This window comes from Acidisoma sibiricum, from assembly GCF_057837225.1.
Genome location: NZ_CM174445.1, coordinates 3,603,934 through 3,620,137 on the forward strand (window position 1 = coordinate 3,603,934; position 16,204 = coordinate 3,620,137).

The following is a 16,204-nucleotide window of genomic DNA, read 5'->3' on the forward strand; positions in this document are numbered from 1 at the left end:
AGCTGGGGCCGGATATGCCCCTGCTCACGCACGGCCTCCTCGGGCTGATCACGCATCCTGACGCTGAAAGGCGGCGGATCTCCGCCGAAGCCAATCCATGCTTGCGACTTTCGTCATCGGCCTGCGCGAAGGACTGGAAGCCGCCCTGATCGTCGGCATCATCGCCGCCTTCCTGCGCAATAATGGCAAGTCGCTCGCGGCCATGTGGGCCGGCGTCGGCCTTGCCGTCGTCCTGTCGATCCTGGTCGGCGTCGGGCTGGATCTGGTCGAACAGGCCCTGCCGCAGGCCGCGCAGGAAGGGATGGAGAGCGTCATCGGCGCCATCGCCATCTTCTTCGTCACCGGCATGATCGCCTGGATGAACAAGCATGCCCGCAGCATGAAGCGGCAGCTGGAGGCGCAGGCCGCCGAGGCATTGAGCCATACCGGCGCCTTCGCCCTGGCCGCGATGGCCTTTCTCGCCGTGCTCAAGGAAGGGTTTGAGACGGCGGTCTTCCTCCTCGCTACCTTCTCCGCCGCGCAATCGGCGGCGCTGGCCGCGACCGGTGCCGTGCTGGGCGTGCTGCTCGCCGTGGTCATCGGCTGGGGCATCTATATCGGCGGCGTGAAGATCAACCTGTCGCGGTTTTTTCGGGTCACCGGCGCCTTCCTCATTCTGGTCGCCGCCGGCCTCGTCGTGACGGCCCTCCGCACCAGTCACGAGGCGGGCTGGCTGAATGCCGGCCAGCAGATGACCGTGAACCTGTCCTGGCTAGTCGCGCCCGGCTCGGTGCAATCGGCGCTGATCACCGGCGTGCTCGGCATCCCGACCGATCCGCGTCTGGTCGAGGTTATCGGCTGGTTCGCCTATCTCATCCCCGTCTCACTTTACGTCTATTGGCCGCAGGCGCGCCGCCCCTCGCCCCGGGGAGCCGTGCGGCTGCGCTATGGCATCGCCGTGCTGCTGCTGGCGCTGGCCGCTGGCCTCGCGTTGCTCTATCCGGCGGCCAAGCCCGGCCCGCTGCCGGCCGCCCCCCTCGTCGCCAGCAATGACAGCCAGACGGCCCTCGGCACGGCGCAGATCGACCCCGATGGCCACAGCCTACAGTTCACCATCCGGGGCCAGGACAGCCAGATCGCCCTCCCCGCCGGCCAGGCGCAGGCCGCCAGCCGCGACGGGCGACCTGCGCTGCATTGGCATATGGCCTCCAGCGGCGTACCGGCCCAGGCGCCGAGCCGGCTGACCCTCGATCAGGTTCTCGACCTCAATGGCGGGCGGGCGCCGCTTGGCCTCAACTTCCGGCTCCATCCCGGCCCCTATGACGCGCAGTGGAACCAAACCCGCAGCACCGATGTCTGGACCACTGGCAATGGCCTGCTTCTGGACGCCGCACAATCGGACATCACCATCGTCAACCTCTCTGGCAGCGGGCTTTACGGCCCCCGCCCGCTGACCGTCAGCGGCAAGGCTGACAGCAATTGGCAGGTCGCCAGCACCTATGGCGCAGCCGTCTCCACCACGCTCAGCCGCCTCGCCGCCGCGCAGCAGGAACGCGCTTTCTGGGCGGAATTGCTGCCCGCCCTGCTCGCCGTCGCGGCCCTTGCCCTCGCCGTCGCCGCCCGCGCGAAAGGTCGTGCCCTCAACCGCGCGGCCGCCGCGGCGCGCCCGTCGTCTCACGTCCATTCCATGACTGAAGGAAATACGCATGCCGCTGAATAGCTTTACGCGCCCGCTGCTGATCGCAGCCGGCTTCGGCGCCACCCTTTCCATGACCACGGCACTGTCCGGCACGGCGCAAGCAGCCGGGTCTGCTCCGATTGCCAACGGCGTCAGCCAGATCCACGTCACCCTGGTCGGTGACAACGGGGGCGCCTGCCTCATCGACTACACCAACGCCAAGGCTGGCCCGGTCACCTTTACGGTGACCAACAAGACCGCGACCGGCATTACCGAGGTCGAGATCCAAAACGACAACCGCATCCTGGGTGAAAAGGAAAATCTTGCCCCGGGCCTGCCCTCCGTCGGGCTGACGCTGACGCTGGGCGGCGGCAACTATCAGCTTTATTGCCCCGGCGCGTCGCAGGAATTGCAGAGCTTCACCGTCACCGGCGAGGCGGCGCCCGCGGCCTCCGGCACCGCAACGCAACTGCTGCAGGACGGCACGATCGGCTACGCGAAATACGTGACGGGTATTGCCAACGCCATGGTTGATGCCGTCAAGATCCTCAAGGCCGATATCGATGCCGGTGATCTCGCCAAGGCCCGCGCCGAATACCCGCTCGCCCGCCCCTTCTATGAGCGTATCGAATCCGATGTCGACAGCTTCGTGCTGCCCGGCTTCAAGGCGACCGACAATGCCGGCAGCCTGGACTATCTGATTGACATGCGCGCCTCGGCGCTCGACCCCAAGGTCGGCTGGCACGGCTTCCATGCGATCGAGCGTGACCTGTTCCAGAACAACGCCATCACGGCGGAGACCAAGACGCAGGCAGCCGAGTTGCTGACCCATGTCGAAATGCTGGCAAAGCTGACACCCACGCTGACCTACAAGCCCGAAGACCTTGCCAATGGTGCGGCCGACCTGCTGGAAGAAGTGCAGACGACCAAGGTGACCGGCGAAGAAGAAGCCTTCAGCCATATCGATCTCGTCGATTTCGCAGGCAATGTCGAAGGCGCCCAGCAGGCTTTCGCCTTCCTGGAGCCGGGCATGCAGAAGATCGACCCGGACCTCACCGCCCGTGTCCAGGCTGAGTTCGCCAAGGTGACAGCCATGCTCGATACCTATCGTGACCAGAGTGTTGCGGGTGGCTACCAGCTCTATACCGCCCAGTTGAAGGCGAGCGACGCCGCGAAGCTCAGCAAGGCCATCCAGGCCCTGCAGGAGCCCCTGTCGAAGATCGGCGAAAAAGTAGCGACTGCGGATAAGTGATGTCTGATAAATCAACGAAAATGCCATTTTTGTCCCGTCGCGGCGTGCTGTTCGGCGCGACTGCGGGCGCCGTGGGGGTGGCCGCTCACGCGGCTGCCTTTGCCGCCACGACGCCCGCGGCCGGCAGCGACGATTCTGTGGATCTGAGCAAAAGCCATCCCTTCTACGGCGACGGCCAGCAGGCCGGCATCAGCACACCGCCGCAGCGCCACTCCATGTTCATGACCTTCGACCTGACAACGGCGAAGGTCGGTGATCTGCAGGTGCTGCTCGCGCTCTGGTCCGGTGCCATCGCGCAGATGATGCAGGGTGCGACCATCGGGCAGGTCGAACCAGCCCAGCCCAGCGCCGTCGGTTTCGATACCGGGGAGGCGCTGAATCTCGGGCCGGCCTCGCTGACGGTCACCGTCGGTCTCGGCCCCAAGGTCTTCTCCGATACTTATGGCCTCAGCCATCAGAAGCCGCCGCTGCTGCGCGAGCTGATCCAGCTGCCGAGTGACGCGCTGATCCCTGGTCTGACCGGCGGTGATCTCTCCATCCAGGCCTGCGCGGATGATCCGCAGGTCGCCTATCATGCCGTGCGTGATCTGGCGCGTATCGCCAAAAGCACGGGCTGCGCGCAGACGCGCTGGACGGTGATGGGGTTCGGCCGCGCTTCGGCAGGCAAGGGTCAGACAACCCCGCGCAACCTGATGGGCTTCAAGGACGGCACCCGCAATCTGCGTGACGATGCGGAATTCGAGCAATTCGTCTGGGTCAAGGACGGTCCGGCCTGGCAGCGCTACGGTTCCTATCAGATCGTGCGTAAGATCCAGATGCATATCGAGAACTGGGATACCGACCGCGTCAGCGACCAGAACAACGTCTTCGGCCGCCATAAGGTGTCAGGCGCGCCGCTGACCGGCGTCCATGAATTCGATACGCCGGACTTCAAGAAGGTCGATGCCAGCGGCGATCCTGTCATTCCCATCACCGCGCATATCGCGCTCGCGGCGCATGAGAATAACGGCGGCGTGCGCATTCTGCGGCGCCCCTACAACTATACCGACGGGCTCAATCAGTTTGGCCAGCTCGATGCGGGACTGTTCTTCATGTCCTACCAGAACGATCCGGCCCATTTTGAAAGGCTGCAGACCAAGCTTGGCGCCTCGGATGCCTTGAACGAGTATATCGCGCATATCGGATCTGGGATTTTCTTCGTGCCCCCCGCACCGAAAGAAGGCGAATATATCGGGCAGGCGATTTTTGCCTGAACAATCCGATCTTTTATGAGTGAAAAAGGGCGGCTTGAGCCGCCCTTTTTTGTGCCCGCAACCGCTATCCCGGCAAGGCGCCAGAGATGTCAGGGGCCGCCAGGCCCGGACGGGCCGGGGCCAGGGCCGGAGGGACCAGGGCCGCCAGGCCCGGATGGGCCGGGGCCGGAGGGACCGGATGGGCCAGGCCCCAAGCCGCCGGCATGAACGCTGGCGGGGCCCCGCGCGAAGCCCGCGTCCTTCGCGGAGTTCGGACCACTGCCCTGGGCTGACAGCGCGCTGCCGACGCTACCAGGCGCTGTCCCTGCCACGCTCACTGAAGTGGCGACCAGTCCGGTGACACCCGTCCGCACCAGTCCCAGAATGGCGGGCTCGGGTGTGGCGGGCAGTGCCGTCCCGGGTGGCAAAGCCATATGAACTGCAAAGGGACCGGCGCCATCTCCACCGCCGACCAGGGTCTGAATCGCGTAGTGGGTGACACGCGGGCCGAAGACGAGGGCCGGATCGCTCTCCAACCGGTCGGGCACCGCCAGTGCCACCATCAGCCGGTCATCCACCAGCCTCCCCACCAGCCTGACACGCTGCCCGGCAAGCGTATCGAAATTACCGCCCGAGACCGGCAAGGCGCCTATGGCAAGGCCCTGCCCGACCCGCCGCAGACGGCCGTGCAGCAGCACCCCGGCCGCGGCGGCAGCCTGATCGATCCGGCTTGCCAGCACGCCGCCATCCGGTTGCGGCAGGCCGCTGACGGCGACCCAGGTTCCGGGCGTCAGCGCGGCTTGCACCCAGGCCCCCGGGGCCACATGAACATCCTGGCCAGCGATGAGCAGATGATCGGGCCGCAGCACGCTTTGCACCGGCCCGATAATCTCATGCCGGATGGCAATCCGGGCGGTCACCGGCCTGTCGTCCTGCCATGTCGCGACCAGGACCGCGCGTTCGCCCGCCGCCAGAGGCAGCGGGCCAGCCGCCGCACCATCGACGGTCACCGCCACAGACGGGGCCAGTTGCACCTCAAGCCCCGCTAAGCAGATGCTGCCGAAACCGGTGATAACGGCGGCAACCCCGGTCGGTGGCGGCGTGCCGGCAGGATTTGATATCGGCGTTGGCCGCGTGATAGGGCCGGTGCCCCCGATGCCGCGTTCGGTGAGCTGCATGCGGCCGTCCCCAGCCGGCAGGCGGCAGGCCGTACCGGGCATGACCGGGCGCAGCCACGCCGTGCCAGGGCCGCCCGGCCACCCAGCCGGATCGGGGGTCAACGGCGTGCAAGCCGTCAGCAGCGCGGCGGCCGTCGCCAGGGCAAGATAGCGCCTCACGGTGCCGCCCCCGTCCCGCTTTCATCCTCGACATAGAGATAGATGCCGAAATTGACCCGCCGCTTCGGTCCATTGTTTGGTGATGCATCATCCTGCGCGGCGATCGCCGCCGCACGCTGGTTGATATCCTGCAGCAGCCGCGCTGCGGCGGCGCGTGCCACGGCATCGAGCGCAGCCGCCCCCTGTGGGCTGAGCCGATCGTAATGCACACTCAAATCGGGAAAGGGCGCGTGATCGGTTGCCAGAACATTGGCGGCCGCAGCCGCGATATGATCATGCAGATTGCGCCCGAAATAGAAAAGCTGCGCCTCCGCGCCCGGTGCAGGCACGAAGGCCCGCGTATTCAGCCGCACCTGATCGCCTGGCTCCAGCGTCACGATGCCCTGAGCCAGCCATTCATCCAGCACGGCGCGCGGCCGCACATCGGTGGTGACCGACCGCACCAGCGCGTCGAAGGACGGCCCGGCGACCGCGCTCCGCGGCAGCAGCCAGAGATCCTCCCCCGTGCCCGGCGACGTGGGCGTCGCCAGCCAGCGGGCGATCAGCGCCGCGCTGAGCGTGACAGAGGATGGCTCGGGCAGAGCCGGCACCGGCGCGCCACCGCCCGCCTCGCGCAGCCGCCGGATTTCCTTGCGATGAATGCCCGTGGCCAGACTCAGCCGGCTATCCGTGCGCGCCTTCTCCTGCTCCAGACTGGCTGCCGCGACTTCCACGAACAGCATGCGCAACCGCTCGGAGAGGACGGGAAAGGTAATGCCCACGCGCAGCATCAGCCGCACCAGGGGGCGCAGCAAATGGGCAGAGGCGTTCAGGATCGCCTCAGTGGGAAGGGTATGCGGGGCCATCGGTCGATACGAAAGGTAACATGGGCGGTTCTCCGTGGGAACATCTCCCACGGCTATTGCGTGGGAAATTTTCCCACATTATAGATCGCCGACCGTCAGCAGGCTGGGTGTCGCGCCTGCACCCTATGGCCTGAGACCGACGATTGGAGCCTATACATGCTTCTCGGAAAGCGCGTTGCCGTCGTTCTGCCCGCCTATAATGCAGAGCGTACTTTGGTCCGCACCATCGCAGAAATCCCACGCAATATCGTCGACGATATCATCCTCACCGATGACGCGAGCCAAGACCGCACCGTCCCGCTCGCGCGCGCGCTCTCGCTCTTCACCATCTGCCACCAGCAGAATTGCGGCTATGGCGCCAATCAGAAAACCTGCTACGCGGCCGCCCTGGCGCGCGGCGCAGATATCGTCGTCATGCTGCATCCCGACTATCAATATTCGCCAAGGCTGGTCACAGCCATGGCTTCGATGATCGCGTCCGGCCATTACGATGTCGTTCTCGGCTCCCGTATCCTGGGCCAGGGTGCGCGCAAAGGCGGCATGCCGCTGTACAAATATGTCGCCAATCGCGCTTTGACAGCGACACAAAATCTTCTGCTCGGCCAGAACCTGTCCGAGTATCACACGGGCTTTCGCGCCTGGAGCCGATGCGTCCTGGAACGCCTGCCGCTGCTGCGCTGTTCAGACGATTTCGTCTTTGACAATCAGATGCTGGCCCTCGCCATCGACGCGGGCTTTCGCCTCGGCGAAATCTCCTGTCCCACACGGTATTTCGGCGGGGCGTCGAGCATCAACTTCCCGCGCAGCGTGACCTACGGGCTCGGCGTTCTGGCAACCTCGCTCGACTACCGGCTATCGCGCATGGGTCTGCGCCGCTCGGCGCTGTTCGGCGCCGAAAGCGGCCGCCTGACCGTGCCTGCCAGTCCGTCCGTCCAGCCGGAGAAGGCCACGGCATGAGCCTGACCTTTCGGGAGGGCCGGGAAAGCGCGGCGCGTGTCCGGCCGGCCGGCCGGCCGCACGACGGGCAGACAGCGCCGCAGATGCCGCGGCTTTGCCTGATCATCTTTCTGGTCCTTGTTCTGCCACTCGGCATCATGCTGGCTTTCATCACGCCCCTCGGCGGTGTCGCCGATGAAACCGCCCATGCGCTGCGGGCGGAAAGCCTGTCCCATGGCGAAATCCTGGGGCTTCGCACCATGATCCATCTGCCCGACGGCAGCCTGCACGCCGCGGCAGGCGTCTCCGCCGATCTTGGTCTGGCGGGTGCCGCCATGGTCGATGGCCCGGGGCAATGGGTGACCGCGGACACAATCCGCCACGCCCGGGCCGCCGCGTGGCAGGGCGAGCGGCATTTCGCGGAAATCACGCCGCTTGCCCTCTATGTGCCGGTCTTCTATGCCCCCGCCGCCCTCGCCATGGCGGCACTTCGCCTGGTCAGCGCCAGCCCCGCCGAAAGCTTCCTGGCCGGGAGACTGGTCAATCTTGCGGTCTTCGCCCTTATCGGTATTCTGGCGCTGAGCATCGCGCGGCGCGGCCATGCCGTCCTGCTCTGCACCCTTGCCCTGCCCATGGAAGTGTCGCTGGCGGCCTCGCTCAATCAGGACGGGCTGCTCATCGCGACCGCGGTACTGGCGCTTGCCTGCCTGACCCGGTCGGCGGAGGCCCCGTCTTTCACGCAGCAGGACCGCTGGGCGCCCTCCCCTGCCTGGATTGCGGCGGCCCTTCTGCTCGGCCTCATCGCCTTCGCCAAAATTCCCTATGCCGGCCTGCTGCTGCTGCTGGTTTTTCCGATCGAAGCGCGAAGCGCCTGTGCTGTCAGGCTGCTCATCGCAATACTCTGCGCGGCACCGGCACTCGGCTGGGCTTTCTATGCCATGACCCATATTGCAGCGCCCTGGCCGCCGCTGCCGCCCTATCACGCGGGCCCGCTCTATCCCGGTCCGCCGACAGACATCTTCACCAGTCCCGATGCCGCCGCGCAGCTGAAGGTGCTCGTCGCCCAGCCGTTCCGCATCCTCACCCTCACCCTGCAGTCCCTTTGGGCAAAAAAAGCCCTGGTGCTGGAGTTCATTGGCATCCTCGGCTTCGTCTCGCTCCGCCTGCCGCCGCCGCTTTATGCGCTTTGGGCATTGGCACTGCTGGCCGCCGTCATCGCGGACCACCAGCACAGCCGGCCAGGCAGCTTTCGGATACGCGATCAAGTAACGCTCGCGGTCATGCTCGGGCTGATCGTCATCGCCATCTATATGTCGCAATATCTCAGCTGGACGCGGGTCGGTTTCCCGATCGTGCAAGGGCCGACCGGCCGCTATTTCCTGCCACTGCTGCCGGCGACGCTGTTTCTGCTACCGCAACTCGGGCGCCGAGACCTCGGCCCGCCGGCGCTATTGCTGCTGCCCATCGCCATCGCTGCCGCCGCCAGCCTGATTGTCACGCCGCTTTGCGTGCTGGACGGATTCTACGCGCCCTGATGACTTGACTATGGCAACTCATTTCGGATGGTCCGGTCAGCGGTTGGGATAGCTGATCTCCGCGTGGTCACGGCAGCGTCGGCACGGCTCTCCATGCGCCTTGGTCCTTGAAAAAGTCCTAGGGAGGCTTCAAACCGCGAGTGATGGGGGACCGCCGCATGACCGAAGATAGCACTGAAAAGCCGCAACGGCGCAGACGTTGGAAACCGGGATTCCTGGCTGCGGGCTTCGCTTTACTAGGCGGGATCGTCAGCCTGATATGTTTTGGCACTCTTAGTTCTCGCGCGGCGACACCTGTTGCGGCAGCTTCGCAAGCTGATTCGCTCGCACCCGCAATCGATGAGGCGCCAAGCCACATGGCACGGCCGGACCAGTATCGGATGTATATCGCTTACTTTGAGAAGCATCAGGTCGGCGACGCCATGAACCAAGATGTGCTTGCTGCCATCAAGCTGGCGGCGGACGACGTGAAGAAGACCGGCATGTCGCTGGTCGTAACCTGCCATGGCAATGACGCGGTTGCCGGTAATCCCAAGGCGACCGAGAAGGATTTCAAGCTCGCCCGGTTCGTAACGATCCGCGACGATCTGATTGCCCAAGGCTTGGATGCGCGCCGGATCAAGTATGAGTGGAATGACGCGGCACTGACGGCCGCGGCAGCCAAAGAAGGCACGAAATCTACCATGGAGAAGCCGAACTGCTACATGGAGACTGCAGTTCCCACCTCCATGGATTAATATTTATCTCACGCGTGCGTCAGGACATGATCAAGCCGCCATCGACATTGTGGTCTGGCCCGTGACATCGGCAGCGTTATTGGCAGGACGTGGTCTGGGGCAAATACCGGACCGCGCCCGCCAGGACCGATGTGCGGGCATCGCGACGGATCACCACCCCCGCCTAGCGTGCTGGACGGATTCTACGCGCCCTGATTACTTGACTAAGTCAAGTTCTTTTGCGATGGTTCGGCCATGGAAACCGCAACCGCCCGCCTACGCCGCTTCAACCGCTTCTTCACGCAGTATGTCGGCGCGCTGGACCCAAAATTTCTCGGCACCGACATGTCCCTGGCGGAGGCGCGGCTGCTGTTTGAAATCGCCCAGCGGGACCGTCCTCTCGCGGCCGAGCTTCAATCCGCACTCGGCATGGATGGCGGTTTCGTCAGCCGCGTCCTCAGCCGCTTTGAAGGCCGCGGCTGGATCGAACGCGTACGTGGCACGGAAGACGCGCGCCAGCGGCCCATCGCGCTGACCGATGCGGGTCGCGCCGTCGCGACCGAACTCGACGAGCGCCAGCAAAGCGTGGTCGAGGCAAGCCTGGACCGTCTTCTGCCCGCCCAGCGCGGCCAATTGGTCCAGGCGCTGACGACCGTGCAATCTCTGCTCGACCCCACGGCTGAGCGGGGGTTTACCCTGCGCAGCTTTCGCGCAGGCGACATGGGGATGATCGCCGCGCGGCAGTCCATCCTCTACCGCAAAGACTACGGCTGGGGTCCTGAGATCGAGGTCATCGAAGGTGAGGTGACAACGAATTTTTTGCGCCAGTTCAAGCCGGGCCGCGAGAATTGCTGGGTGGCCGAAGTGGACGGCGTCATGGCTGGCTCGGTCTTCCTCACCGATGAAGGGGACGGGCTCTGCCGGCTGCGCCTGCTCTATGTCGAATCCTTCGCGCGCGGCTTGGGCATCGGCCGCGCGCTGGTCTCGGCCTGCGTCGATTTCGCACGGGCGGCGGGCTACCGGGAGATGACGCTCTGGACCCATTCCATTCTGGAAACCGCCCGCCACCTCTATGCAGCGCACGGCTTCACCATCACCGAGACCGCGATGCATGAGCGTTTCGGCATGCCCTTGATGGGGGAGACCTGGACGCTGCCGCTGCAGGACGGCAGCGGCAGCGACACTACGGCATGATCCGATACAGCAACATGCCGGCCAGCATGGCGCATGCGAACACAAAACTCGCGCCGTGACCTAGTACCAGACCGGAGATTGCCGGCCCCGGACATAACCCGACCAGTCCCCAGCCGATGCCAAAAAAGGCAGCACCAGCGACCAGCCGGAGATCGATGCGGGTGTTCGTCGGCAGGGCGAAAGCCGGGGCGAGAAGCGGACGCGCCCGGCGCCGCATGAGCAGAACGCCGAGGGCAGAGACCGAAACCGCACCGCCCAGAACAAAGGCGAGGCTCGGGTCCCAGTCCCCGGCCACGTCCAGAAAGCCGAGAACGCGCACCGGGTTGAGCATGCCGGAGATGGCGAGGCCAAGCCCAAAGACGAGGCCAGCCAGCAGACCGCCTAGCGCTCTCATACCCCGATCCCCGGCAGCAGATGGCGCATGACGAAGACGGTCGCGATGGCCATCGCCATGAAGACGGAGACCGCTGCCATCGACCGCGGCGACAGGCGGGCCAGACCGCAGACGCCATGGCCGCTGGTACACCCCGAGCCAAGGCGCGTGCCGAAGCCGACCAGCAGCCCGCCGATGACGAGCAGCGGCCATGGCGCGCGGAGCACCATCGCCGGCGCATGGCCGGCCAATCCCATGAACAGCAGCGGACCCAGCAGCAGGCCAAGGACGAAGGCCGCATTGGTCAGCGCCTCACGCCCCTGCGGCGGCAATAGCGCGCCCAGGATGCCGCTGATACCGGCGATGCGGCCGTTCAGAAGCAGAAACATCGCGGCGGCAAGACCGATGAGCAGCCCGCCGCCCAGGGATTGCAACCATACCTGCCAATGCATCAGCCCTTGCCTCATTCAAAATGTCCGGCACCAGCCCGCACCGCGGAATTTGGCCAGAAGAATTTGATCACAAAATGCTTGCGCCGTCCAAAAAAGCGATCACAAATTACGCCTGTCGCGTCAGAGGCGGCTCGTAGGAAAGAAATTCTCCAGGACTGCTGCATTATGACCGATTCTACTCTGGCTGACCGCTTTTCCAATTCCATCGCCCAGGAATTCGTGGTGCCGGAGGCGGACGCCGAGGCTGCCTGGGAGTCGGACCGCCAGCATCTGCTGCACCCCTGGACCAATTTTGCGAGCTTCAAGGAACGCGGCTCCTTCCTCGTCAGCGGCGCCCGCGGCGTCCATGTCTATGACGTCAATGGCCGCCCCTTCCTGGACGGCATGGCCGGGCTCTGGTGCGTCAATCTCGGCTATGGGCGCGAGGATATCGTGCAGGCGATGGCCGATCAGGCGCGGCGCATGCCCTATTTCACGCCCTTCGTGGATATCGGCTCGTTGCCGGCGGCCGAACTCGCGCGCGAGATCGCGCGCATCGCCCCCGGCGATCTCAACCACGTCTTCTTCACCTGCGGCGGCTCGACCGCGAATGATTCCGCCGTGCGGCTGATCCATTTCTACCAGTCGCTGCGGGGTAAGAAGGACAAGCGCCGCATTCTGGTGCAGACCGACAGCTACCATGGCAGCACTTATCTGACGCATTCCATGTCGGGCCGCCACACGATGCGCAGTCCGCATATCAATTTCGAGACCGAGATGGTGCAGACGCTGCGCTCTCCCAATACCTATCGCCGGCCGGAAGGCCTGGATGAAGCGGGCTTCTGCGATCTACTGATTCAGGAGATGGAAGAGCGCATTCTGACGCTGGGCGCAGATACCATCGCGGCCTTCTTCGCCGAGCCTCTGCTCGGTGCGGGCGGCGTCATTGTCCCGCCGCAGGGCTACCACGCCCGCGTCCAGGGACTCTGCCGCCAATACGATATCCTCTATGTCTCAGATGAGGTCGTCACGGGCTTCGGCCGTCTCGGCCATTTCTTTGCCTCCACCGAGCATTTCGGCATCGAGCCCGATATCATCATCTCGGCCAAGGGCATCACCTCGGGCTACCAGCCGCTGGGCGCGCTAATCTATTCCGACCGCATCCAGGCCGTGCTGAATGCCGCGCCCGAATCCGCCTGGTTTACCAATGGCTTCACCTATTCCGGCCATCCGGTGGTGGCCGCTGCCGGCCTCGCCACCATCCGCGCCATGGAAGCCGAGGACATCTGCGGGCGGGTGCGTGAAAACGGACCGAAATTCGAGGCCGCGCTGAATTCGCTGCTCGATATCGACATCGTGGGTGACGTGCGCGGCAGCCATTTCATGATGTGCGTCGAAGCCGTGGAGAACCAGACAACGCGGGAGCCCTTTCCGGCCGCCGTGGATATCGGCCATCGCATCGCCGACCATGCGCATGAACTCGGCCTCATTGCCCGTTCCATCGGCCATCTCATCGTGCTCTCGCCCCCGCTCGTCTTCGAGGAGGAGCATATCGCCGAGACGGCCGCGACACTGCGCGAGGCGATCCTGCGCACCCGCGCCGATGTGAAGGCGGAAGGCCTCCTCAGCTGATTTCCAGCTCAACCGGCCTGATCGAACCAGCGCTTCCACTCCGGCACCGCGGTGACGAAGGTCCCGCGGTGGTCGGTCTTGCCGGTGGAAAGTGCGGTGACCTTGGTATTGCCTGTACCCATGGCCTGTTGATAGGTCATGGCCATGCGGCCGACGCCGGGGGTGATGACTTCGTCGCTTTCGCCGTAATAGTTGCGCACCGGCGTCTTGATCACCCAGCGATAGGCCTGCAGCGTCTCGGCGACGATCCGGCCATAGGCCGAGGCCATGAAAAACCGCGGGTCGAAATAATCGGGCCGCAGCAGGTCATGCAGCTTGGTGGGCACTTTGGTCATGTCATAGTGCTGCCGCTCATAGACCGCGCGCGCGATGTCATAGTGGCTGTCGGCAAACAGCGCCCGCGCCAGTCCGGGCAGGCCATAGTAATTCTCGAAGGAAAATGCCGTCAGGATAAACAGCACCGGCACCCAGGTGGCGTCGATGCTGCGGGGAAAATCGAGAAAGCCGCTGAAGGCCGCAAACCCGTCCATCGGGGCGCTGGCGGTCGCCACGCCATCCACCGCGATGCCGCTCGCTTCCAGCTTTTCGAGCAAGGCCATGGTCACGAAACCGCCCTGCGACCATCCGCCCAGGAAGCGGCGGCTGGCGGAAACGCCCAACTGCGCCAACACCGCGTCCGCCGCCCGCAGCATGTCGAAGGGCGCCTGCTGCTGGCTGGCCTTGACGAGATAGCCCTCGGGCTCTGCCGCGCTGTCGCCCATGCCGAAATAATCAGCACCGATCACGATATAGCCCTGGCCTGCGAACTGCGCGAGAACGAGCTGCGTCTCAGGCGATTGATCGGGCTGAGAGGGAACCTGCTGTTTTCCGTAGACCGTGCCATGCTGGTAGGAGAGCAGCGGAAACTTTGTTCCCGCCACATCGGGCACGGCGACGAGGCCGGAGGCCAGGATCGGCCGATTGCCCTGCTCTGGAATCACGGACGGATAGGTCACGCGATAGAGCTTCACGCCATGCTGGGCCGCGGTAAAACTGACCTTGTGGGCAAAGAAATTCGGCGCATCCGTCGTCAGGATCTGGTTGAGCTTCGCGATGTCCCATCTGCCGATCAGGCTATAGGTCACGCCGTCGGCCGCCGCCGTCGCCGTTCCGGCCATGGCAGACTTCGCGACCGAAATGGTGCCGAGTGCGGCCGCCGCGCCGAACAGTCCCGCCGCCGACCGCGCAAAGTCGCGCCGGCCGACAGTCATCTCATTTTCCGCCATTACCGCCCCATGTTTTTCGATCGCAATCATAGCCTATGCGACCGGGCGAGAATGCCGAAGCACCACTGCTTTGGCGAGGTCCGGTGCATGACATCGCGCCACGCACACAGCCTTCCTCCACGCGCCAGAGCATGGCGCCGTCCAGCACAGAGATCGCAATGACATCTTCGCCTGATACCATCATCGTCAATGCCCGACTGATCGACGCGACCGCGCCAGACGGCCAGCGCGCGGGCGATGCCATCGCCATCAAGGACGGCCGTATCGCTGGGCTTGGTGCGGCGGCGGATCTTCTCGCCCAGCGCACAAGCGCGACACAGGTCATCGACCTCGGGGGCGCCTTCCTCATGCCCGGCCTGGTCGATGGCCATGCGCACCCGGTCTCGGGCAGTGACCAGCAGAAGGGCGCGGACCTTGCCGGCGTGCGCAGCCTGGATGAGATGCTGAGCCGCATCCGTGCCGAGGCCGCCCGCACCCCGCCCGGCGGCTGGGTGCTGGGCCATAGCCTGGACCCGATCTGCTATGCCGACGTGCCGCATATCGCCGATATGATCGAAGAGGCCGTCGGTGGCCGCCCGGCCAGCTTCCTGATTTTCGACTATCATGGCGTCGCCGTCAGCCGCACCGCCCTCACCCTTGCCGGCATTACCGGTCCGCGCGACTTTACCGGCGCCTCGGTCATTGTCTGCGACGATGCCGGCAAGCCCACCGGTGTGCTGCTGGAACCGGAAGCCATAGCCCTGGTGCGTGATCTCATCCCCGTCGCCACCTTCGCCGAGCGCGCAGCCGCCCTCCGTGCCACACTGAACCGCATGGCGGCGGCCGGCCTGACCGGCATTCACGTCATGGATGCGAATAACCGCAGCCTGGAATTGTTTGCCGCCCTTGAGGCAGAGGGCGATCTGCCGCTGCGTCTGCATGCCGCACCCTGGATCAATCCCGGCGCCACGCAATCCGATCTTGATGAGGTTCTGGCCCAGCAAAGCCTGCATGGCCGCCACTGGCGCGTGGTCGCGGCCAAATTCTTCATCGACGGCACCATCGACGGCGGCACCGGCTGGCTGCATGAGCCCGATATCAACGGCGAAGGCCTGTCAGCCCTGTGGCCGGATACCGCGGCCTATCAGCATGCCATTCGCTTCTTCGCCGAACGCCACGTGCAGACCATTACGCATGCCATCGGCGATAAGGCGGTGCGCTTCGTGCTCGATACGCTGAAAGACGTGCCGGAGGATATCCGCCGTACCGCGCGCCATCGCATTGAGCATATCGAGAGCCTGCCGGATGCGGATATCGGCCGCTTCGCCGCCGAAGGCGTCATCCCCTCCATGCAGCCGTCCCACGCCGTGCTCTATACCCGTGCCGATCATCAGGATAACTGGTCGATCCGGCTGGGGACCGAGCGCGCTAACCGCGCCTTGCGTTGCCGGGACATCGCCGATGCCGGCGCCCCCGTCGTGATGGGATCGGACTGGCCGATCGCGCCCTATGATCCGCGCCAGATTCTTGTCTGCGCCCGCTTCCGGCGCCTCGCGGAACAAACGGAGGCCGAGGCCGTGCAGCCGTCCCAGGCGCTGACGGGGATCGAGGCACTCGCCGGCCTCACCAGTGTCGCGGCCCATGCGGTGCATGAGGAAGCGATCTCCGGCGCCCTCACGCCCGGCATGCGCGCCGATCTGACGGTGCTGACGGTTGATCCGATCACCGCATCGGCGGATGCGCTGTCCACGGCCACATGCCTGCTGACGATGATGGACGGCCGCATCACCCATAACGGGCTATAACCGCGGCAGAGGCCC

Annotated in this window: 14 protein-coding genes; 9 read left to right on the forward strand and 5 right to left on the reverse strand. The window is 65.1% G+C overall.

Annotated elements, in window-relative coordinates:
- Positions 1 to 97 precede the first annotated feature (97 nt).
- The 3 genes from efeU to AC3G7M_RS17140 are packed head-to-tail and all read left to right on the forward strand — an operon-like array spanning position 98 to position 4,162.
- Complete coding sequence (gene efeU / locus AC3G7M_RS17130) at positions 98 to 1,699, forward strand: iron uptake transporter permease EfeU (RefSeq protein WP_489213337.1); 1,602 nt, start codon at positions 98 to 100, stop codon at positions 1,697 to 1,699.
- Positions 1,686 to 2,909 carry an iron uptake system protein EfeO gene (efeO, locus tag AC3G7M_RS17135; protein WP_489213338.1) on the forward strand — a complete coding sequence of 408 codons (1,224 nt, stop codon included), beginning with the start codon at positions 1,686 to 1,688 and terminating at the stop codon, positions 2,907 to 2,909. The genes efeU and efeO overlap by 14 nt, the downstream gene beginning before the upstream one ends.
- Positions 2,910 to 2,929: 20 nt before the next feature.
- The gene (locus AC3G7M_RS17140) at positions 2,930 to 4,162 is read left to right on the forward strand and encodes a Dyp-type peroxidase (RefSeq protein ID WP_489213339.1); all 1,233 of its coding nucleotides are present in this window, start codon (positions 2,930 to 2,932) and stop codon (positions 4,160 to 4,162) included.
- Between the two features lie 89 nt (positions 4,163 to 4,251).
- On the opposite strand, the gene AC3G7M_RS17145 is transcribed toward AC3G7M_RS17140, so the two are convergent.
- On the reverse strand, positions 4,252 to 5,478 hold the full coding sequence (locus AC3G7M_RS17145) for a DUF5666 domain-containing protein (RefSeq protein WP_489213340.1): 1,227 nt from the start codon (positions 5,476 to 5,478) through the stop codon (positions 4,252 to 4,254).
- Positions 5,475 to 6,323, reverse strand: coding sequence for a DUF6502 family protein (locus tag AC3G7M_RS17150; RefSeq protein ID WP_489213341.1), 849 nt, complete (start codon positions 6,321 to 6,323; stop codon positions 5,475 to 5,477). Before AC3G7M_RS17150 ends, AC3G7M_RS17145 begins: the two co-directional genes overlap by 4 nt.
- 156 nt (positions 6,324 to 6,479) lie before the next feature.
- Here AC3G7M_RS17150 and AC3G7M_RS17155 point away from each other — a divergent pair, with 156 nt between their 5' ends.
- The 4 genes from AC3G7M_RS17155 (at position 6,480) to AC3G7M_RS17170 (ending at position 10,704) form a co-directional block, all read left to right on the forward strand.
- Positions 6,480 to 7,280, forward strand: coding sequence for a glycosyltransferase family 2 protein (locus AC3G7M_RS17155; protein WP_489213342.1), 801 nt, complete (start codon positions 6,480 to 6,482; stop codon positions 7,278 to 7,280).
- Positions 7,277 to 8,794, forward strand: coding sequence for a DUF2142 domain-containing protein (locus AC3G7M_RS17160; protein ID WP_489213343.1), 1,518 nt, complete (start codon positions 7,277 to 7,279; stop codon positions 8,792 to 8,794). Before AC3G7M_RS17155 ends, AC3G7M_RS17160 begins: the two co-directional genes overlap by 4 nt.
- Before the next feature lie 158 nt (positions 8,795 to 8,952).
- Positions 8,953 to 9,531 (forward strand): hypothetical protein, encoded by a 579-nt coding sequence (locus tag AC3G7M_RS17165; protein ID WP_489213344.1) that lies wholly within the window; start codon positions 8,953 to 8,955, stop codon positions 9,529 to 9,531.
- A 234-nt stretch (positions 9,532 to 9,765) separates the two neighbouring features.
- Entirely contained in the window at positions 9,766 to 10,704 is a 939-nt protein-coding gene (locus AC3G7M_RS17170) for a bifunctional helix-turn-helix transcriptional regulator/GNAT family N-acetyltransferase (protein ID WP_489213345.1), read from the forward strand.
- Here the strand turns inward: AC3G7M_RS17170 and AC3G7M_RS17175 are convergent.
- Positions 10,694 to 11,098, reverse strand: a complete 405-nt coding sequence (locus AC3G7M_RS17175) for a DUF6691 family protein (RefSeq protein ID WP_489213346.1) — start codon at positions 11,096 to 11,098, stop codon at positions 10,694 to 10,696. The genes AC3G7M_RS17170 and AC3G7M_RS17175 overlap by 11 nt on opposite strands.
- Complete coding sequence (locus AC3G7M_RS17180) at positions 11,095 to 11,529, reverse strand: YeeE/YedE family protein (RefSeq protein WP_489213347.1); 435 nt, start codon at positions 11,527 to 11,529, stop codon at positions 11,095 to 11,097. Before AC3G7M_RS17180 ends, AC3G7M_RS17175 begins: the two co-directional genes overlap by 4 nt.
- A gap of 165 nt (positions 11,530 to 11,694) precedes the next feature.
- Between AC3G7M_RS17180 and AC3G7M_RS17185 the strand changes: the two genes are divergently transcribed.
- Positions 11,695 to 13,140 carry an aminotransferase gene (locus AC3G7M_RS17185; protein ID WP_489213348.1) on the forward strand — a complete coding sequence of 482 codons (1,446 nt, stop codon included), beginning with the start codon at positions 11,695 to 11,697 and terminating at the stop codon, positions 13,138 to 13,140.
- 8 nt (positions 13,141 to 13,148) lie between these two features.
- Here the strand turns inward: AC3G7M_RS17185 and AC3G7M_RS17190 are convergent, their stop codons facing one another.
- On the reverse strand, positions 13,149 to 14,390 hold the full coding sequence (locus AC3G7M_RS17190) for an alpha/beta hydrolase (protein ID WP_489213349.1): 1,242 nt from the start codon (positions 14,388 to 14,390) through the stop codon (positions 13,149 to 13,151).
- Positions 14,391 to 14,563: 173 nt separating this feature from the next.
- Between AC3G7M_RS17190 and AC3G7M_RS17195 the strand changes: the two genes are divergently transcribed.
- Positions 14,564 to 16,189, forward strand: a complete 1,626-nt coding sequence (locus AC3G7M_RS17195) for an amidohydrolase (RefSeq protein WP_489213350.1) — start codon at positions 14,564 to 14,566, stop codon at positions 16,187 to 16,189.
- Positions 16,190 to 16,204 lie beyond the last annotated feature (15 nt).

Bases quoted from the DNA above. Each gene is read 5' to 3' on its own strand.
- AC3G7M_RS17165 (WP_489213344.1), top strand. From the start codon at position 8,953: ATGACCGAAGATAGCACTGAAAAGCCGCAACGGCGCAGACGTTGGAAA.
- AC3G7M_RS17170 (WP_489213345.1), top strand. From the start codon at position 9,766: ATGGAAACCGCAACCGCCCGCCTACGCCGCTTCAACCGCTTCTTCACG.
- AC3G7M_RS17150 (WP_489213341.1), bottom strand. From the start codon at position 6,323: ATGGCCCCGCATACCCTTCCCACTGAGGCGATCCTGAACGCCTCTGCC.
- AC3G7M_RS17185 (WP_489213348.1), top strand. From the start codon at position 11,695: ATGACCGATTCTACTCTGGCTGACCGCTTTTCCAATTCCATCGCCCAG.
- AC3G7M_RS17155 (WP_489213342.1), top strand. From the start codon at position 6,480: ATGCTTCTCGGAAAGCGCGTTGCCGTCGTTCTGCCCGCCTATAATGCA.
- AC3G7M_RS17175 (WP_489213346.1), bottom strand. From the start codon at position 11,098: ATGAGAGCGCTAGGCGGTCTGCTGGCTGGCCTCGTCTTTGGGCTTGGC.
- AC3G7M_RS17180 (WP_489213347.1), bottom strand. From the start codon at position 11,529: ATGCATTGGCAGGTATGGTTGCAATCCCTGGGCGGCGGGCTGCTCATC.
- efeU (WP_489213337.1), top strand. From the start codon at position 98: ATGCTTGCGACTTTCGTCATCGGCCTGCGCGAAGGACTGGAAGCCGCC.
- AC3G7M_RS17160 (WP_489213343.1), top strand. From the start codon at position 7,277: ATGAGCCTGACCTTTCGGGAGGGCCGGGAAAGCGCGGCGCGTGTCCGG.
- efeO (WP_489213338.1), top strand. From the start codon at position 1,686: ATGCCGCTGAATAGCTTTACGCGCCCGCTGCTGATCGCAGCCGGCTTC.
- AC3G7M_RS17190 (WP_489213349.1), bottom strand. From the start codon at position 14,390: ATGACTGTCGGCCGGCGCGACTTTGCGCGGTCGGCGGCGGGACTGTTC.
- AC3G7M_RS17195 (WP_489213350.1), top strand. From the start codon at position 14,564: ATGACATCTTCGCCTGATACCATCATCGTCAATGCCCGACTGATCGAC.
- AC3G7M_RS17140 (WP_489213339.1), top strand. From the start codon at position 2,930: ATGCCATTTTTGTCCCGTCGCGGCGTGCTGTTCGGCGCGACTGCGGGC.